This is a genomic window from Wolbachia endosymbiont (group A) of Sympetrum striolatum (assembly GCF_947250715.1).
Taxonomy (GTDB): domain Bacteria; phylum Pseudomonadota; class Alphaproteobacteria; order Rickettsiales; family Anaplasmataceae; genus Wolbachia.
Window position 1 is genome coordinate 353,636 of the sequence record NZ_OX366342.1, and the last position, 18,816, is coordinate 372,451.

At 35.6% G+C, this 18,816-nt stretch carries 17 protein-coding genes, 1 tRNA gene and 2 pseudogenes; 8 read left to right on the top strand and 12 right to left on the bottom strand.

Translation table 11 applies throughout. The annotated features are described in order from the left end of the window. Positions 1–20: 20 nt before the first annotated feature. Positions 21–482 carry a HesB/IscA family protein gene (locus OOK87_RS01745; RefSeq protein ID WP_253309915.1) on the bottom strand — a complete coding sequence of 154 codons (462 nt, stop codon included), beginning with the start codon at positions 480–482 and terminating at the stop codon, positions 21–23. A gap of 47 nt (positions 483–529) precedes the next feature. Between OOK87_RS01745 and OOK87_RS01750 the strand changes: the two genes are divergently transcribed. Both OOK87_RS01750 and ribD read left to right on the top strand, forming a co-directional pair. Beyond that, a complete protein-coding gene (locus OOK87_RS01750) occupies positions 530–1,711 on the top strand; it encodes a deoxyguanosinetriphosphate triphosphohydrolase (protein ID WP_264687883.1) in 1,182 nt (393 codons plus the stop codon). Next, positions 1,711–2,961 (top strand): bifunctional diaminohydroxyphosphoribosylaminopyrimidine deaminase/5-amino-6-(5-phosphoribosylamino)uracil reductase RibD, encoded by a 1,251-nt coding sequence (gene ribD / locus OOK87_RS01755; protein WP_264687884.1) that lies wholly within the window; start codon positions 1,711–1,713, stop codon positions 2,959–2,961. The genes OOK87_RS01750 and ribD overlap by 1 nt, the downstream gene beginning before the upstream one ends. Positions 2,962–3,018: 57 nt before the next feature. Here ribD and OOK87_RS01760 read toward each other — a convergent pair whose 3' ends face one another. Beyond that, complete coding sequence (locus OOK87_RS01760; protein ID WP_264687885.1) at positions 3,019–3,738, bottom strand: hypothetical protein; 720 nt, start codon at positions 3,736–3,738, stop codon at positions 3,019–3,021. 133 nt (positions 3,739–3,871) lie between these two features. Here OOK87_RS01760 and truB point away from each other — a divergent pair, with 133 nt between their 5' ends. From truB to pnp, 3 genes are read left to right on the top strand one after another with little or no spacing between them, the layout of a single operon-like run. Next, entirely contained in the window at positions 3,872–4,807 is a 936-nt protein-coding gene (truB, locus tag OOK87_RS01765; RefSeq protein ID WP_264688464.1) for a tRNA pseudouridine(55) synthase TruB, read from the top strand. Between the two features lie 12 nt (positions 4,808–4,819). Next, on the top strand, positions 4,820–5,092 hold the full coding sequence (gene rpsO / locus OOK87_RS01770; protein ID WP_006279944.1) for a 30S ribosomal protein S15: 273 nt from the start codon (positions 4,820–4,822) through the stop codon (positions 5,090–5,092). Positions 5,093–5,106: 14 nt separating this feature from the next. After that, entirely contained in the window at positions 5,107–7,380 is a 2,274-nt protein-coding gene (gene pnp, locus OOK87_RS01775; protein ID WP_264687887.1) for a polyribonucleotide nucleotidyltransferase, read from the top strand. Between the two features lie 202 nt (positions 7,381–7,582). On the opposite strand, the gene rpe is transcribed toward pnp, so the two are convergent. Together rpe and OOK87_RS01785 are read right to left on the bottom strand one after the other, a co-directional pair. After that, a complete protein-coding gene (rpe, locus tag OOK87_RS01780; RefSeq protein WP_264687888.1) occupies positions 7,583–8,263 on the bottom strand; it encodes a ribulose-phosphate 3-epimerase in 681 nt (226 codons plus the stop codon). Between the two features lie 117 nt (positions 8,264–8,380). After that, positions 8,381–8,809, bottom strand: a complete 429-nt coding sequence (locus OOK87_RS01785; RefSeq protein ID WP_264687889.1) for a zinc-ribbon domain-containing protein — start codon at positions 8,807–8,809, stop codon at positions 8,381–8,383. 73 nt (positions 8,810–8,882) lie between these two features. Between OOK87_RS01785 and dapD the strand changes: the two genes are divergently transcribed. After that, the gene (gene dapD / locus OOK87_RS01790) at positions 8,883–9,713 is read left to right on the top strand and encodes a 2,3,4,5-tetrahydropyridine-2,6-dicarboxylate N-succinyltransferase (protein ID WP_253309923.1); all 831 of its coding nucleotides are present in this window, start codon (positions 8,883–8,885) and stop codon (positions 9,711–9,713) included. 6 nt (positions 9,714–9,719) lie between these two features. Here dapD and OOK87_RS01795 read toward each other — a convergent pair whose 3' ends face one another. Beyond that, positions 9,720–10,004: a DUF2610 domain-containing protein gene (locus OOK87_RS01795; RefSeq protein ID WP_264687890.1), complete on the bottom strand. Its 285-nt coding sequence runs from the start codon at positions 10,002–10,004 to the stop codon at positions 9,720–9,722. After that, positions 10,005–10,375, bottom strand: a pseudogene (locus OOK87_RS01800) (hypothetical protein). 99 nt (positions 10,376–10,474) lie between these two features. Here OOK87_RS01800 and OOK87_RS01805 point away from each other — a divergent pair. Beyond that, the gene (locus OOK87_RS01805; RefSeq protein WP_264687892.1) at positions 10,475–11,518 is read left to right on the top strand and encodes a class I SAM-dependent methyltransferase; all 1,044 of its coding nucleotides are present in this window, start codon (positions 10,475–10,477) and stop codon (positions 11,516–11,518) included. A 260-nt stretch (positions 11,519–11,778) separates the two neighbouring features. Here OOK87_RS01805 and OOK87_RS01810 read toward each other — a convergent pair. From OOK87_RS01810 to OOK87_RS01825, 4 genes are all read right to left on the bottom strand, one after another. Next, a tRNA-Ser gene (locus OOK87_RS01810) sits at positions 11,779–11,865 on the bottom strand. A 31-nt stretch (positions 11,866–11,896) separates the two neighbouring features. After that, a complete protein-coding gene (locus OOK87_RS01815) occupies positions 11,897–12,703 on the bottom strand; it encodes a DUF2163 domain-containing protein (RefSeq protein WP_264687893.1) in 807 nt (268 codons plus the stop codon). A 173-nt stretch (positions 12,704–12,876) separates the two neighbouring features. Further along, positions 12,877–13,167, bottom strand: a complete 291-nt coding sequence (locus tag OOK87_RS01820; protein WP_253309591.1) for a GIY-YIG nuclease family protein — start codon at positions 13,165–13,167, stop codon at positions 12,877–12,879. A gap of 127 nt (positions 13,168–13,294) precedes the next feature. Continuing rightward, a complete protein-coding gene (locus tag OOK87_RS01825) occupies positions 13,295–15,307 on the bottom strand; it encodes a WD0745 family porin (protein ID WP_264687894.1) in 2,013 nt (670 codons plus the stop codon). Between the two features lie 337 nt (positions 15,308–15,644). Between OOK87_RS01825 and OOK87_RS01830 the strand changes: the two genes are divergently transcribed. Next, positions 15,645–16,985, top strand: coding sequence for a lipase family protein (locus tag OOK87_RS01830; protein ID WP_264687895.1), 1,341 nt, complete (start codon positions 15,645–15,647; stop codon positions 16,983–16,985). Positions 16,986–17,028: 43 nt separating this feature from the next. Here the strand turns inward: OOK87_RS01830 and OOK87_RS01835 are convergent. Together OOK87_RS01835 and era are read right to left on the bottom strand one after the other, a co-directional pair. Further along, positions 17,029–17,848, bottom strand: a pseudogene (locus OOK87_RS01835) (3'-5' exonuclease). Beyond that, positions 17,841–18,725 (bottom strand): GTPase Era, encoded by an 885-nt coding sequence (era, locus tag OOK87_RS01840; RefSeq protein WP_253309588.1) that lies wholly within the window; start codon positions 18,723–18,725, stop codon positions 17,841–17,843. Before era ends, OOK87_RS01835 begins: the two are co-directional and overlap by 8 nt. Between the last annotated feature and the right edge of the window lie 91 nt (positions 18,726–18,816).

Here is an 18,816-nt window from a genome sequence, read left to right on the forward strand (position 1 = left end):
CATCTAAATTTTGGTAATAATTAAACCGAAAAACTGTTACCACAACCACATTGAGACTTAGCAAGGGTATTCTTTATTTGAAAACCAGAACCACTGAGATCCTCAGTATAATCTATAACTGAGTTATTTAAAAATTTTGCTGAACAATTATCAACCATTAATACAGGGTTTCCATTTTCATCATTAATTACTATATCTTTACCTTTTTCGCTAAAATTGGAGTGGCTTCTATAGTCCTCGCTTTCTTCATAGTCATCATCTTCGTCTTCGTCATCAAACTCATCATCGTAATCATCATCTTCATCATCCAAAGATAGATTTTTATTCATTTGATCCATAAGAAAATTGTATTTGAAGCCAGAACATCCACCGCCTGAAACTGCAACCCGCAAAACGGAACTCTTATCCCCTTCCTGCTCTGCAAGAAAGTGGATTTTTTTTAGTGCATTATCAGTTAAGTTGATGTTGTAATTTGTTGACATAGTAACCACCGTTTATTATTGATAATTTATTATAGTAGAAATTTTACATGTCAAACAATAATTTTCTATTAAGTTATGCATGCTTTCCAAGCAAAACAAAAGGGAGATACTTCAAAGAGCCAGAAGATGAGAATCGCAGCTGCTTTCAGCGTGATAGGGATCGCATTGTTCACTCTAATGCGTTTAGGAAATTGGGGTACAAAACACAAGTTTTTATCAATTACGAGCACGATTACTATCGCACTCGGCTGACTCATAGCCTTGAAGTTGCACAAATTGCAAGATCCATCGCACGCAGGCTCAGCTTAGATGAGGACATCACTGAATGCATAGCGCTTGCACATGACCTTGGTCATCCCCCATTTGGTCACACAGGTGAGGATGCTCTAGTTCAAGTTGATAGTGAGAAGTATGAGTTTGATCATAATGTTCAAGCTATAAGGATTTTAACTTATCTTGAACAAAAACATGCTGATTTTGATGGTATGAATCTAAGTTGGGAGGTGATTGAAGGGGTTGCAAAACATAATGGTCCCTTGCTTGGTCAAAACGCGGAGTCTTCTACAAATAATCAGCTGTTATTAGAATATAATGAAAAATATGATCTAAAACTTGAGGAATTTTCAAGCATTGAAGCGCAAGTTGCTTCAATTGCCGATGATATTGCTTACAGTGTTCACGATCTTGATGATGCACTCAGAGCAAATTTAGTAACCATCGAAGATTTGCTGAATGTTCCTTTAATTGAAAAAATGTTTAAAGACATAAGGAGCAGATATTCAGAATTACCTCAGAGCAAACTCATACATGAATCACTGAGTGGAACTATAGGAACTATGATAAGTGATGTTGTTTCTCAGACTGAAAGAAATATTGAAGATCATAAAATAAAAAGTGTAGAAGACGTAAGAAGTCTAAATAAAATGCTAGTCACATTTTCACCAGAAGTTGCGAATGCTACAAAAGAAATGAAAAGATTCAACATGGAGAAAATATACAGAAGCTATAAACTGAGTAGAACGATGAACAAAGCGAAACGCATAATACAGGAACTTTTTCAATGTTTTTATGAAAATCCAAGATTACTTCCCACAGAGTGGAGCAAACTTGCTTGTGAATCCCAGCGTTCAATAGTAATATGCGACTATATCTCGGGAATGACAGATAGATTTGCTATACATGAGCACAGGAGAATATTCGACACTTCATATGAAATGACTTCTTTCTAATGACTGATGATCATTTCATGTCAATTGCATTAAGGCTTGCAGAAAAAAATCTTGGGAATGTTGCGTCAAATCCTACTGTCGGGTGTGTTATTGTAAAAGATGGTATAATCATTGGTGAGGGATATACAGGAGTAGGTGGGCGCCCACATGCAGAAGTGGTTGCTTTGCAAAGTGCAGAAGGTTTAACCCATGGTGCAACTATGTATATCACGCTCGAGCCATGTTGCCACTTTGGAGTTACAGGACCATGTACTGCGGAAATCATAAGAGCTGGAATAAAAAGGGTAGTAATTGCAACTATTGACCCAGATAGCAGAGTTTCAGGTGGAGGCATTAAAGCTCTGAAAGAAGCAGGAATTGAAGTTGAGCAAGGTATTATGCAAAAAGAGGCAGAAGAACTGAATGTCGGTTTTTTCACCACTAAAGAATTTCATAGACCATTTATAGCTTGCAAAATTGCAACAACTCTTGACGGAAAAATCGCAACATTTACAGGCGATAGCAAATGGATAACAAGTGAAGATACGAGAAATTGGGTGCATGAGCTCAGAGCAAAATATGATGCAATTATGATTGGCAGCAATACTCTTATTAACGATAATCCACTCTTAACTTGCAGATTACCAGAACTCGGAAGTAGATCGCCAATAAGGCTAATTATTGATAGCCAGGAAAAATTGCAGGAAGAGCATAATATTGCAAAGACTGCAGATAAAGTAATAACTTGGGTGATTACAAACAGAGAAATAGAGAGAAAAATAAAAAACATTAATTATTTGATAGTCAATTCAAATCACAAACCTCCTGTTATTCCAGATGTCACCCCAACACACTCTCCTGTCATTCTAACGCCTTCTCCTGTCATCCCAGTGCCCAGACACTGGGATCCAGAAAACTTCAAGCAATTGCATAATGAAAACTGGATTCCAGCGTCACGCGCTGGAATGACATCGGAGCCTGACATTATCGATAAAGTCTGCCTAAAAGACATGGCATCAAAACTTGTTTCAGAAATTGGTATAACAAGGCTATTAGTTGAAGGTGGAGGAGTGTTAATCACAGAGCTACTGAAGCATAGTTTAATCGACAGGCTGATAATCTGCCGCAGTGGTAAAATTTTAGGTAATGATGCCATCCCCTTTATAGGGAATTTAGGAATTCAATCCATCAACAACTGTTACCAATTTAAAAAAGTAGAGATAATAGAGTTTAGTAAGGATGTAGTTGAGATGTGGGATAGATTACCGTAACTCTTCTCAAATGAAAAAAAAGAGGCAGAACCACCTCTACCTCTTCTTTCATTAACTTTAAACTTTTTTAGCGTTTGATATAGCATTTTCTAATGCAACATCTGCTAAGTTAGTTGCTACTTTAACTTTTAAAGCTTCCAAAGCTTCATTACTCACCGCAACTTTTGATGGCTTAGAATCAGTAGTCATACCTAACTCTGCTTTCATGTCAGCAACAGTTGTTTTTTCAGCAACTTTAGTTATTTGCACCTTATATTCAGTAGCATTATTTTCAGGAGCTACGTGTGCAAGCTTAACAACTTTCCCATCTGCTAATAATATGTGAACTGGTTCATTATTTTTTGCTAGTTCTTTGTAATCAGCAATTGGAAGTGTCAGGAATAATTGCTGAACATCGTTATCGCCGTCTTTTTTAACTGTTTCTTCAACAATCGTACCACTCTTTACCACATCTTTGACAAGAGTAGCAAAGTTTGCATCTTTACCATCCTTACCATTTGTACCGTTCACTCCTATTTCTTCATTCTTCTGCATTTGCTGATATGAAGCATAAGCTGCTGCGGCAAAATATACAGCGGCAATAAATAGAACTGCAATTCCAGCAGGGCTAGCAACAAGTGCTAAAGATGCAGGTCCAGCAATTACTTTAGTAGCAATTAATATTGCCGTTATTGCTCCCGCTAAAGATGCAAGTGCAACTAAACCTTCAATACTCATTTTTGTTATATGTGCAGTGTTTTCCCACTTCAATATGCTTTTATTTGTATTTATAGTCATAATAGTCCCCTTAAAAGGATTAAGTATGTGTTAATAGATGCATGTTAGTCAAGCTATTTTTTACATTATTATTTAAAGTATATATTTCAAGCTGCTTCCTAAACTGTCATCAGCTGTATATAATTCACATATGATACACGGCTGGCTGAATCTCGATAAACCAATAGGAATTAGTTCTGCACAAGCTGTAACCCAAGTTAAAAAGATCTTTGGAATTAAGAAAGCTGGTCATCTGGGAACACTTGATCCTTTAGCTTCAGGTGTGTTGCCAATTGCTCTTGGCGAGGCAACAAAAACTGTACCGTATTTATCTTGTGACTTAAAGGCATACGATTTTACAATAAAATGGGGCGAACAAAGAACAACGGATGATTTGGGTGGTGATATCATTAGAACTAGCGATATAAAACCCGAATATAATCAAATAAATTGTGCAATTAAAAATTTTATTGGTGAGATCAAGCAGACTCCTCCTCAATTTTCAGCAATAAAAATTAAAGGAGCAAGGGCGTATAAATTGGCAAGAAGTGGGCAAAAGGTAAATATAAAACCCCGACAAGTCAAAATACATGAGCTGAAATTGATATCTGTGGACACCATAAATAATAGTGCAAATTTTTCTATGATGTGCGGTAGTGGTGTATATGTGAGATCAATTGCTCGGGATCTTGGCATTGCATTAAATTGTTTTGGACACATTACGAAATTAAGAAGAACTATGGTAGGTGACTTTAGAGAAAACGAATCAGTGACAATTGAACAGCTCGCTGAAAGAAACACAATAACTTACTCTCCGATAACAAAAGGTGATACTGGAGTAATAGAAGGTACAGGGAGTAATGCAAAAAGTTTCATCATTCCCATTGAATCGGCTTTAAAATCGATGTTCAAAATTGAAATTTCCCCAGAAGATGCGGGGAAAATCAGAAAAGGTCAGGAAGTTGTATTAAATAACTTGCGTAATTTAAAGAATTATGATATTTGTTGTACGATAGTGGGTAGTGTACCTATTGCAATCTGCAGTTTTATTTATGGTTGTGTGAAACCTATTCGTGTTTTTAATATTTAAAATGAGGTTTAGATGTCGATAACATCCGAAAAGAAAAAGAGTTTGATAAATATATATGCGATTAAAGAGGATGATACAGGTTCATCTTTTGTACAATGTGCAATTTTGACCGAGAGGATCAGTAACTTAACTGAGCATTTTAAAGTGCACAAGCATGACCATCACTCTAAGCGTGGTTTACTTATATTGATAGGTAGAAGACGCAAGCACTTAAATTATATAAAGCGTAAATTTGGTAATGAAGCCTACCAGGAATTAATAGAGAAGTTAGGCATTAGAAAATAATCGAGGAATTTAGTATGTTTAAAATTATAAAAAAATCTATAGAGTGGGGTGGTCGTACCTTATCTTTAGAAACAGGAAAAATAGCACGCCAAGCTCATGGTTCAGTAGTTGTAAATTACGGTGATACTTCTGTTTTAGTAACTGTTGTACGTAAAAAGAAGGAAGAAAGCGTTGATTTCCTACCTTTAAATGTGCAGTTTATCGCAAAAAGCTATGCCATGGGTAAGATCCCTGGTGGTTTTTTTAAAAGGGAAGGCAAGCCATCTGATAGAGAAACTTTAATCTCAAGAGTAATAGATAGGAGTGTAAGGCCACTCTTTCCAGAAGGATTTCATGATGAAATTAGTGTGATGTGTAATCTATTAACTTATGATACAGTCAATCCTCCTGAAGTGCCAGCATTGATTGGTGCTGTTGCAGCTCTTGCGATTTCTGGTGTTCCTTTTCACTTTACTATAGCTGGAGTGATAGTTGGTTGTGATGAAAATAATAACTATATACTCAACCCTTCTGTTCAAGAGATGAAAGCAAGCAGCTTGGATCTGTTTTTGTCTGGTGATGAAAATTCGATTTTAATGGTTGAGTCAGAAGTGAAAGAGCTCTCTGAAGAAAATGTTTTTAATGCAATAAAATTTGGCCATGAACACCTTAAACCTGTCATTAAGCTCATAAAAGAGTTTGCTGATACAGTTGGCAATAAGCCTGAAAGATTTGCTCCTGTTGATACATCAGATATAACACAAGAGCTCGAAAAATACGGTAAAGATTTTGAAAAAGCATATTCGCAAACAGTAAAACAAGAGCGAGTTCAAGCTCTAGAAGCGGTCAGAGAGAATATATTGAATACTCTTAAAGAGACTGGAAAAGATGAAAAGTTAATTACGTATGCAGTAAAAAACTTTGAAAGATCTTTAGTACGTGAAATAATTAGGAAGAAAGGTGTAAGGATAGACGGTCGTAAGCATGATGAGATACGTCAGATAGAAGTTGAAGTTGATATTCTGTCCAGAACTCACGGTTCTGCGCTGTTTACAAGAGGCAAAACTCAGGCATTGGTTGTTACTGCTCTTGGTACTACTCAAGATGAGCAAATTGTGGATGATATTGAAGGGGATAGACGTGAGCATTTCATGTTGCATTATAACTTTCCCTCATTTGCTGTTGGAGAAACTTCTGCTGCACGTGCACCAGGAAGAAGAGAAATCGGTCATGGCAAACTTGCTTGGAAAGCAATTCATCCTGTTTTACCCGATAAATCTGAATTTCCTTATACAATAAGAGTAGTGTCCGAAATTTTGGAGTCTGATGGTTCTTCTTCTATGGCAACAGTTTGTGGGACTTCTCTTGCTTTAATGGATACGGGTGTGCCAATAAAGGCCCCTGTTGCTGGAGTTGCTATGGGCCTTATTAAAGATAAAGACGAGTATGTGATACTTTCCGATATATTGGGTGATGAAGATTATCTTGGTGATATGGACTTTAAAGTAGCAGGAACTAGTGAAGGGGTTACGGCACTACAAATGGATATGAAAATTTCTGGTATAAGCTTTGAAATTGTTGAAAAATCTTTAGAACAGGCAAAAGCTGGAAGATTACATATTTTAGAAAAAATGAATGCAGTGATTTCAGAACACAGTGATGACGTCAAAGACCATGCACCAAGGATGTTATCATTTTACATAGATAAAGACAAAATTTCTGCAGCTATTGGTGCTAAAGGAAAAAATATACGCAGTGTGTGTGAAAGAAGTAATGCAAAAATTGAAATAGGAGATGATGGTAAAGTTTCTGTTTTTGCCACGAGTGGCACTGAAGCTGAAATTGCAAAGAGTATGATGATTGATTCAATAACAGAACTAGAACAAGGTTCTATAGTTGATGTCAAAGTTGTAAAAATAGAGAAGTCTATTGTAGAGCTTGAATTTCTTAATGGCAGAAAAGGAAAAATGCACATAAGTGAAGTAGCTAATGAACACATAGATTCTATAGAGAGCATACTTAAACAAGATGATACTTTCAAAGCACTAGTAATTGACTTCGAAAAAGGTGGGTGTCCAAAGTTGTCAAGACGTCGAGTTGATCAAGAGACGGGAGAGTTTTTTGAAGGTGAGCTTTACAACGAGGAAAGGAAAGATGGTCCAAATGACAGGGATAATTATTACAATAATTCATTTAATAGAAAACCTGGAGGAAGTTACCATAAGAAGCCTTCTCGTCCTCGTTCTGGTTTCAGCAACAGAAATAAGCCGAAATTTGGTAATAATGATTCATCATCAGGCTTTTATTAAAAGTAAACTTCTTGCGTTACCTCTTGTCATCCAAGTAGCTTGACTACTTGGACCAGAGACTTTTTCAAATTGGTAGATAATAGAAATAATTTGTGTTAACTAGCTAAAGATCTTAGGTTTGCCAACATTCCGCTACGTGTTAGCGGCTGAGATACCGCGAATGAATCGCGGTATGACGTAGGGCTGCACTAGCTATATAGGATTACCACGATGGATTTTTAAGATCATTTACGGCCTTCTTAGTATCTTCAGCCTTGAATATCGCCGATCCCGCAACTAAAATATCAGCACCTGCTTTTATTATATCAGTTGCGTTAGAAAAGTTAATTCCACCATCTACTGAAATTTGTGTTTTAAGATTACGCTCCTGTATCATTTTTTTTATAGTAGATATCTTGTTCAACTGTGAATGAATAAATTCCTGCCCTCCAAAGCCAGGGTTGACTGTCATAATCAGCACAATATCTAGCTCATGTATTATGTATTCAAGCACACTTGGGGAAGTTGAAGGAACAATTGAGACTCCAGCTTGAATCGTTTTTTTTGCGTCGTTTACATTTTTGTATGACTTTATCTTTCTTATCAACCTCTCAAGGTGTATCTCTGCTTCTGCATGTACAGTGATAATATCAGCACCAGCATTTATAAAGCTTTCAATGTGGTTACCAGGAGATTTGACCATTAAATGCACATCAAAAGGAAGATTGCTATATTTACGTATTGCAGAGACAACTCTAGGACCAATTGTAATATTTGGAACGAAATTCCCATCCATAACGTCTATGTGTATGTAATCTACACCTAAATCGCTAATTTTTCTTACTTCTTCTCCTAATTTTGCAAAGTCTGCTGAAAGTATAGAAGGTGCAATTTTAATACTCATGAGCTGTTTTTTACTAAAAAATAACTTATTTTTAAGACTCTGTCACCCTAATACTATTTGCATCATCTGAGTAGCTATAGGAACTGGATACCGATATCGGCGATGATTTATGCCTATTTAACTAGATCTTAAATTAGATAAAAAAAGGTAGTCTTGATAAAACTTATTTACAACAAGTTTTTTTACATTTGGATTTTCTGTTTGTTCTTTTTTGTACCCTAATTTATAGCTTATTGAATCCTTATATGAACTGATCGTTTTGTATGCTTTGTTCATCTCTCTAGGAAAGATGCCATTAGCAATTACGACGCATAACCCTGTAGCTGTTGCAAAAGCTAGAGTGGTAAATGCTAGATTTTGTAAAAAATTCCTTCCACTAATTTTTTTTTCCTGTATATTAGCAGAGTGCGATTTGTTTGACGCTTCTTCTAGATGTTCATGCCATATATGATTGCAGTTCGTACACTTTACCTTTCTTCCAAATGCACCAATTTGCTCAGAAGATACTAAGTAAGTTTTAGTACAACTACTACATTGTATTTTCATAGCACTTACATATAAAGTGGTAACAAGCTCAAATGATACAGAGCTATAAATTTAATACTAACATATATAACAAATGGAAGGTTTGCAACTAAAAAAAACACAAAGTGAGATAGAAAATATTTGGAAAAATAGAGAAAAATTTAATGACTGTAACCTAAAGGAAACAGCAAGAATAGCAATTAAAGAGGTAATTGAGCTCCTTGATAGTGGCAAAATTAGAGTAGCAGAAAAGCTATCAAGTGGAGAATGGGTAGTACATAAGTGGATAAAGCAGGCAATATTATTACATTTTCTCACTGAAGAAAACAAAATAATAGACAATACCAATTGCTGGTTTGACAAGATCGGTAACAAATTTAGTGAATGGAATGAGGAGAAATTTCGCCAGTTAAAAATTAGAGCAGTTCCTGGGTGTTTTGTCCGCCGATCTGCTTATATAGGTACAAATGTTGTTCTAATGCCAAGTTTTATCAACGTTGGTGCATATGTTGATTCAGGAACAATGATAGATACCTGGTCAACGATTGGTAGCTGTGCGCAAATAGGAAAAAACTGCCATATTTCCGGTGGAGTGGGAATAGGTGGAGTCCTTGAGCCTATTCAAGCTTCACCTGTCATTATAGAAGATAATTGCTTTATTGGAGCACGTAGCGAGGTAGCCGAGGGTGTGGTAGTGAGAGAAGGATCAGTCCTTGGCATGGGTGTGTTTATTGGAGCATCAACAAAGATTATTGATAGAGAAACTAGCGAGGTATTTTATGGCGAAGTGCCACCTTATTCTGTAGTGGTACCAGGGTCTATTCCATCTAAAAATAACATTTCAACCTATTGTGCAGTTATAGTAAAAAAAGTGGATGAAAAGACGAGATCGAAAACCTCTATAAATGAAATATTGAGGGATTAAACTATCTCACTGCTTGTCGTCACTTTTTTTATAATTATTACTAACCACAGTAATGGCATACGCACATAACTCTGAGAAAGAGACTCCATTTTCTTGAGATAGTTTATATAATTTTTGTAGACTTTCTTTTACTTTATTAGGGATATTCCCTCCACGTTCTTTTACAAGCCAGGAATCTTGATGATGAATTGGATGAGCATCACTTTTTGGATTTCCTATATATATTGCAAAAGGTGAACTTTGTCCTTTGAAGTCACATTGTACAGTAAATTTTTTTATAGATTCAGCCATCTAAAGACCTCTACTTTTCTTTTTGGTCGATTTATAGCAGGTGGAAGAGGTGGTTTCTTTATAAAATCTTGTCTATTGACAACACTTTCTTTACCTTCCAAAGCTCGGCGAACATCAGCTCTGCTTAATTGCGACTCTTTTGCTACCTTCATTCCATGCTTTGCCATAATATTAGCATATGCTAGTACTTTTTTTACCAATTCTAGATCACCATCTAGCATTTGAACTAGCACTTGAAACACTTCCGCTAAAGTTAGTCCATCAGCATTTATAACCTTGTTTTCTATAAAATTGACAGCTTCTTCAAATTTGTATTCAATACTATCATCTTGAGGTATAAGGGCAACATAATCGGTGTTTTTGTCGTCCATAACTGAAGCACTATTACTCACAAACTTAAGTTTATACTATATATAAATACTCTACTATTTTATATTATGGCACGCTATAGTTAAACATTTATTAATAACATGCTCACTTATATACACGAATTAATTGACAAAAGTCAAGGATCAATATCCATCAGTGATTTCATGAATGCCGTTTTGTACCATGAAAAATACGGCTATTATACGAGTAGATTACCACTTGGTAAGGATGGTGATTTTACTACTGCACCTGAGATCAGCCAATTATTTGGTGAAGTAATTGCAGTTTGGATAATGCATACATGGGAAAAATTAGGAAAGCCATCAAAATTTTCTCTAGTTGAACTTGGGCCAGGCAAAGGAACACTCATTCACGATATAATAAGAGTCACTAAAAAATACAGCAGCTTTTTTAATTCAATGTTGATCCGCTTAGTTGAAATAAGCCCTACTTTACGGAAGATACAAAAGGAAAAATTAAAAGGCTTAGGTGTTAATTGGCACAAAGATATTGACAACCTACCAGAACAACCAACCATTTTTTTAGCAAATGAGTTCTTTGACGCTCTTCCGATAGATCAGTTTGTATATCGTGATGAGGGGTGGTATGAAAATAGGGTGACAAAACAAGATGATGGCAGTCTCTTGGTGTCATGCCAGTGCGTGACACTGGAATCCAGAAAAAAAGAATCATGGATTCCAGTGTCAGCTACTTGCATGACAGGGAGTTTCGATGGTGCAGTGGTGGAAATATGTTCAACTGGGGTTGAAATATTAAAAAAACTTGAGAAGAAGATACATAATAATAAAGGAGCTGCTTTGATTATAGATTACGGTTATGTATACCCCTCGTATAAGAGCACTTTGCAATCGATAAAACAACATAAGTATGCTAATTTTCTTGAGAATGTTGGTAATAGTGATATTACTGCACTTGTGAACTTTCAAGCATTAAAAGATTCATTAAAACACGTAGATTGCGAGATTTTAACTCAAAGAGAATTTTTATATCTTTTTGGCATAAAAGAAAGAACCCAGGCTTTAATGAAAAGCGCAAGTGATGAACAAAGGAATAGGATCTTTAGTGAATTCTTAAGGTTGACTGAAAATATGGGCACTCTTTTTAAAGCAATGCTATTGATATAGCTAGCCCAAGAAAGGTTTCCCTACGTCATACCGCGATTCATTCGCGGTATCTCAGCCGCTAACTAGTAGCGGAATGACGAATTTGTTGTTTTTCAAATTGTAGGTAAACCTAAGTCACTTTAGCTATAGCATAGCTAAAGTAATTTATGTTATTGGGTAAGTTAAAAATATGATATAAATGAGATAAGAGGGAGCTACTCACTATAGGAATAGAGTTGCGCGCGCGACCGAGGGTTTTATACCATTCTAGAAGTAATATGCGGAAAAGGGGGGATTCGAACCCCCGACATATTTTCATATGTGCACGCTTTCCAAGCGTGTGCTTTAGACCACTCAGCCACCTTTCCATGCATATTCATAATATTGAAAATTGTGCTGCTAAACAATATAAAAACCTGGTATATAGGGTTCACCACGAAAATTTACAGTATTGTTAAACTTGCTTCTGCAAGTTGGAAATGTTTTATCGCAACCTGCGAGTATTGAATATTTATCCCCAGCAGAAATTTGGTATGGAGGCGAAGTAAACAACGTAACTACTTTATTTTTATATTCTTTTACTACACCTTCAAATGCTGTTGAGCCAAAGAATTTTACTACTCCGTGCTTATAATATTCATCACTCTCAGCTAAATTCGTGTCTTCAAATCTTCTTTCGTCTATTACTTTAGTGATTGTACTTATTTTACTAAATTTTTTAGTATCGGCTTTGCATTTATCATCGCAAAATTGTGCTCTGCATGCAGGAGAGTATAATTCTGCTATGCTTCTCTCAAGCTTTGCTGAGAGCCCTCTAATTTCAACAATAAATCTTCCACTACTTAATGTCACTTTACCAAAAGTTCCTGAATGTAGATTCATTGTTCCCTGGGTCAAGTCTTTATAATTCACAAGAAATATTTCAATATTTGCAAAGTCGTACTTTCCTGATAAAACATCTTCTTCTTTAATATCACCACTATTTAATATCCCTTCAATTTCTAGATTATCAGTTTTTAAATCGCTGTTTAATATTATACTACTGGCTGTAAATCCACTTGAAGATTTATAGAGTATATTATTAATATTTAAATCTTCATCATAGTCAGTGAATCCCATTACTTCTCCACCTGCAAGCGTTAATTTCCAGCACGTAGCAGTGGTAAGTAATTCTCCAGCTAAATGATTTTTTAGTGTGGTTTGCATAGGGGCCTCCTGTTTAATTGATTGAATTTGAAAGTAGCTATACGGCTAGTAGATAAGCCAGTGTGTTCTTTTCCCGTCATCTGAGTAGCTATAGAGTGTCATCCCAGTAACCATAGGGTGTCATTCCAGTAACCATAGGGTGTCATCCCAGTGCGTGACACTGGGATCTAATTTTACCTGACTATGTTATCATATAAATCTACCCAATTTGGATTTTCTTTTTCGATCAAATCAGTCTTCCATTTTCTTTTCCAACTTTTTAACAGTCTTTCTCTATTAAGAGCTGAATTTATATCTTGAAATTCTTCAAAATGAACTAATTTATGTACATTGTATTTTGATGTAAAGCCAGAAATAACTTTACTCTTATGTTCCCAGATTCGTTTAATCAGATTTGATGTTATACCTGTATATAAAGTTCGATTATTCTTGCTTGCAAGTATGTAAACGTAATAATTTTGCATATAACTTAGATCCCAGTGTCACGCACTGGGATGACAGGAGAGAGGACACTATATGTTTATTTGATTGACAAATAAACACTAACAAATAAGATACACACCACATTAAATTGTGGTGTGTACTAGCTGGTTAGAAAGAAAACTTCACACCAGTAAGAAGGAGAATTCCTTGGTTAGAAGGTGCCTCTTCTGTGGTACTACCTGCTTTTGTAATCTTATGATTTGCGTTTTGTTTCTCGTTAGTCATAAAATAATGGAGAGCTGCGTAAGGAACAAATTTGCTCTTACTGCATGCAGGAGATAGATCATATTGAACGCCAAGTGCGCCATCGTGAAGCATATCTCCATCATTCATTCTGCTACCAAAGTACGTCAAACTTGTGTAGATATTCTCATATTGATAGCCAGCTCCTACAGTCCAATACATGGTGTCCATACTATCTTCACCAAATTGAGCTTTCAGCCCTTCCATTCTTTTGTTAGCATCAGGAAGCAGTTCATATTTTTCAATTTTATTATTAGCATCTTTTGTCAGTATTTCAATACCTTTTGGTTGACCAGATTTGCCCAGATATGCAAAAGAGGCAGCAAATTTTATGCCTTGATCCTCATTAATCTTATAATCAGCGCTTACACCCAAATTAACACCCATAAGGTCATTGTACTCTACAAATTCCTTATAAAGATGCTTATCTTTACTTGGTTTTTTCGCTTGACCATACTCACCAACTGCAGAAGTTTTAACTTTCACCTTATATTTATCAAAGTCATATTCATATGATGCACCAGCACTTATTATGTGCTCATAGTCTGGACCGACATGTTTTATCTCTTCCTTATGTTTTATTTTATCATTATCTGTACTATCCTTGAAAGGAACTGTTTCTTTTACAGTAAACAAGCTACTATCATAACGAGGTGAGTAGCTGATACCAAATCTTGCGCCCATATAATTTGGTGAGTAGTAAGCAACTCTAAATGGCAGTGTAGTCATAACATCTTTGTTGTATTTCCCTGCCATGCGGAAAGAGAATTTTTCACTTTCACTCGAAAAACTTTCAGTGTAAAGACGTGGTGTTACATAAAATGGAAAGCTCGCAGCGCTTCCTTCTAAGTTCACTTTTCTGAACCAGTCACTATCTGCAGCTCCGTCAACAGTTGCAATTCTTGTTGCATCAAGTCTCATCAGAGCCTCAGGACCAAATTGATAACCAAGCTTTAGATCACCATGTTTTGAATTTAAAAATACATGTGCACTCCTTCTCCTTGCAGCGTAAACACCCTGTGAAGCCCCTTTGCCTTCTGTAACTGGGACGTGAAATTGCACGTCAGCACCATAAAGAAGACCTAAATCTTCATTTTTATTTTCTGCTCTGAGGTGTAATATCGCATCAGCAGTCATACCCATATCGTTGCTGTAATCACCAATATTTCCTATTCCACTAGGGAATACGGGATTTGCTCCTTGTATCTTATCCTGAGGGGCAGTATAATACTCTATAGATCTGTTTGGCATAACGTTGTAACGTTTATACTCTTCACCACTTGGCCCTGCTTTGCCATAGCTTTGAGCATCAACAACACCACCAAAAGTTATTCTTAAGCCATCTTTTCCTTGGTTGGTGTCGATAATATCAACTCCACCAACTGAAACAACAGGACTTGCCTTACCTTTTTCCTCTGTATTTTTGTTAACAACTTTTACATCCTTCTTTACATCTTTAGCTTTAATTTTAGCATTCTTAGTTTTAGAAGCCTTAGTTTTTGAAACTTTACCTTTTTCTATATTAGAATTCTTAGCATTTAGAGCTTTCGCTTTTGAATCCTCTATAAGCTTTGCTTTTTTCTCATTTGCTAGCCTGATCTCCTCTTTTTTCTTCTGCTCGGCTGCTAATCTTAGCTCCTCTTTTTTCTTAAGCTCTTCAGCTTTTTTTCTTGGATCAGCATTACATATTCTGTCCATCTTTTCTTTCAGTTTTTTATTTGATGTTTTCATAACTTCTGTTTTTCCAGAAGTTTTTGTGCTCTCTTGCTTTTTTATTTCCTTCATACTCTCATCAGGAAAGTCAGCTGCAAAACTGCTGAAAGAACATAAAGTTAATAAAGAAACTAGAGCAGTTCTAGTATAAATAGATTTTTTCATGAAGTGCCCCCAAAAAATTTCGAAATCATTGTCTTAAGTGTAAATATATAAAAATGTTGAAAATTCAACTTAAAGCAATCTTATAGCGAAAACAAAAGTAAAGTGCAACACCTTAAAAACAACTTTTTTAATATGCCTAACGTTTATATTAACCAAAATTTAGCACAAAGGTTAATATTTTTTGCTTGCTAGTGCATTATAACTCTACTATTTATTCTATGGAAGTAAAATTTTTTTATTCTAGCAATAGAAAGATTATAGAAAATACTATTGACAATAATATCAATCTACATTATAGTTAAATAAATTGTTTAGCTGATAGTAGATTGAGGTAGTTATGGATTTTAGTTTTTTACGCAATTGGTTTAGCACCACAGGTACTAGTGCAAGTAGTATAGATTCACAATTAGGTGATGTTGAACAATCAAGCTCCATCTTAGCAGATAACGGCAAATATAAGGTGGATGATGAGTTTGAGATCATTGAAGATTATGAATTTATAAATCCTGCTGACCCAAATGAACCACATTCTTTACCTTCTGCTTACCAGATAGATGAAAGTATCGCAGAAATTGCAGGGTTTGATAAAGAGAAATTATTGGAAATGAGTAATTTCTGTAAAATAAGCTATGGTGATAGTGACGATAAGTTAGATGAAAAAAAACATCATATATTAACTTGTAAAAATGTAAGTGAGGAAGATTTTATAGCTATTGAAGCAGATGGGAGAATGCACAAAGAAACTAATCCTTCTGAGGATATTATTTTTGAATTTAAAAAAATGTATAAAACTAGAGCTGAACTTTTTAGCGAAGGTTATAAAATCATTCCATTTGGTAATAGTTTCGAAGAAGATGCTGGGTATGTTTTCATAAAAGGTGAAGAAATAACAATAGCTTACCACGGTACTCGTGGCTTAAATGATGCAATCACTGATCTAAATGCATCTTTTACTACTTCAGAACTTTTACCTGACGGTGGAAGAATTCATCGTGGTTTTTATAATTCATTTACAGATTCATGGCCTAATCTTTATGGCATTTTGAAATCTCATGCTGAAAAACAAGGATCAGAAATCAAAGATTGTAAAATCAATCTCACAGGTCACAGTATGGGAGGAGCTATTGCTAAGATAGCTGCTTTATGCCTCAACAAAACAGAAGGCGCTGAAGATGTTCATGTTGCAACTTTTGCTGATCCAAGGGTTTTTGACCTGACTGCCAGTGAAATTTATAATGACGCTCTTCAGGAAAAAACCATAAGGGTCACTCACCATCAGCGAGATCAAGTGCCAGCATTGTCCCCTGGTTCGTTTGGTTATGCTCACGTAGGTGCACAATTAAGAGTATCGACACCAGAAAGATATTCTAGTCTAGTAAGTTATTTGCATGGAATAGATGGTTATCATGAGGCCGTTTATAGGATGGATGAAAGTGATTTTCGATCAAATAATAACGTATCTCTCTTTTACTATCCTGTTAGGATATTAAATCGAATTAACTCTGCAGTTTTAGGTAATGCTCAATATTACGCTGCCAATGCAGTAAATTATATTTTTGGTGGGTCAAATTTTTTCGAAGAAGTAAAAAATAAAAATTCTTCTCAGATTGAACAAGCAGAAGTTGTGCAAAGCAAGATAGCATATGAGAATTACTTGTCTACTGCAAGGAGTTTATAACTATTACTATGGAGCAATTATTAGATTGCTCCATAACATCTATTCATTTAAATTCAATATAAAAATTTCCACCACAACCATTCCTCTTTAAATTTTTTTAGATGTTCTTTTTTTTCGCACTCTAAAAGCAGCTCTTCCACGCTTTTGTTGTAGCTTTCAGTAGTAATCCTTCCCTGATGATGCATGAACCTCAAGTAAATCAAATAAGTGTTAATCACATCTGTTTCACAATAATCTCGAATCTCTTGTATCTTGCCGCTATCATATAAGCCTATAACTTGTGACCCATCAACTCCAATCTTGCCAGGAAGGTTAAATGCTGCACAAACTTCGTTCATTTTTACTCTTGCAGAGGCTCCAAAATCAGAGAGGGTTTCAAGTAAGTCACAATGCCAATCACTACTATATCTCTGATTGTAACTATTCCACTTATCACCAGCTTTATGAAAGTATTCTGCTTGAATGCCATGGACCATAGCACGATACTTCAGTACTGGTATATCAAAAGTGCGTCCGTTGAACGAAACTAATCTTGGCTTTTTCTCTGATATGTAGTTAAAAAATCCTTTCACTAGCTCCTTTTCACTGGAATTTAGTGTGCCTCCAGATCTTATTTCTTGCAGTGTGAACACCTCATAACCGCTCTGGTGGCTTATATTGCAAAGTAAAAAACTGATAACTACAATTTGGTGGAAGGGCTGACGCAGAAAAGAGTTTTGCCCGTTTGTTATTTCCAGGTGGTATTTTGTTAATGCATCCCTTTTCTCTTCTACACTACTATCATCACTAATATTGAGTAAATTTTTGCAGGAATTTACATCTGGTATAGTTTCAATATCAAATACTAACAAAGAATTAAGCATTGCCTATATACTCCTCAGGACGGTCGATCCAAGGTCGCACTTTTACGAACAAAAAGAGGTGAACCTTGCACTCAAATAATTTTTCTAGTTCAGCACGTGCTTCGATATTAATTTTTTTAATATTACTGCCATCTTTCCCTAGCACTATTTTTTTATGACTATCTTTCAACACGAATATGATCTGTTTGATGACTAAACTCTTATCTTTTTTTTCCTCAAATTGTTCAGTTATAACAGCTGTAGAGTATGGCAATTCTTCACGCAAGTTCAAGAATAATTTTTCTCTCGTAATTTCTGCTGATAAAAAATTTGTCGAGGAATCGGTTATTTGATCTTCTTCATAAAACCAAGGGCTCACCGGTGCAACTTCAGACAAGTAATTCATCAAATCAGAAAGTCCATCATTCTTTAATGCTGATATCGTAAAAACTTTTTCAAATTTATAAAGCAAATTCAGATGCTCATGCGCCATCTTGAGTTCTGGCCTTTTTACCAAATCAGTTTTATTGATAACCAAAATGCATCTGCCTTTTGTGCGCTGCAGCCGCGTAAATATAGTCTTAATTCTTTCTATATTTTTCAAATAATTGCTTACATCAACAAGTAACAAAGTGATGTCATCACCCTTGATTGCTGACCATGCAGATTTGACTAAAGCTTTTTCAAGTTTTGTTTCTGCTGAGAAAATTCCTGGGGAGTCAGTAAAGACAATTTGTGTGTTGTTGCATGTTGCAATACCCCTTATTTGCGTCCTTGTTGTTTGCACTTTGGGTGTAACAATTGCAATTTTCTTGCCTATGATGCTGTTAATTAATGTAGACTTCCCAGCATTTGGTAAGCCAGCTATGGTTACAAATAAGCACTTTTGTTCTTTCACAAAGGAAATTATAAAGAAAACTGGATGCCAGTGTCAAGCACTGGAATGACAAGTTCTCGGCAACCCCTACGTCATACCGTCACGGTATCTC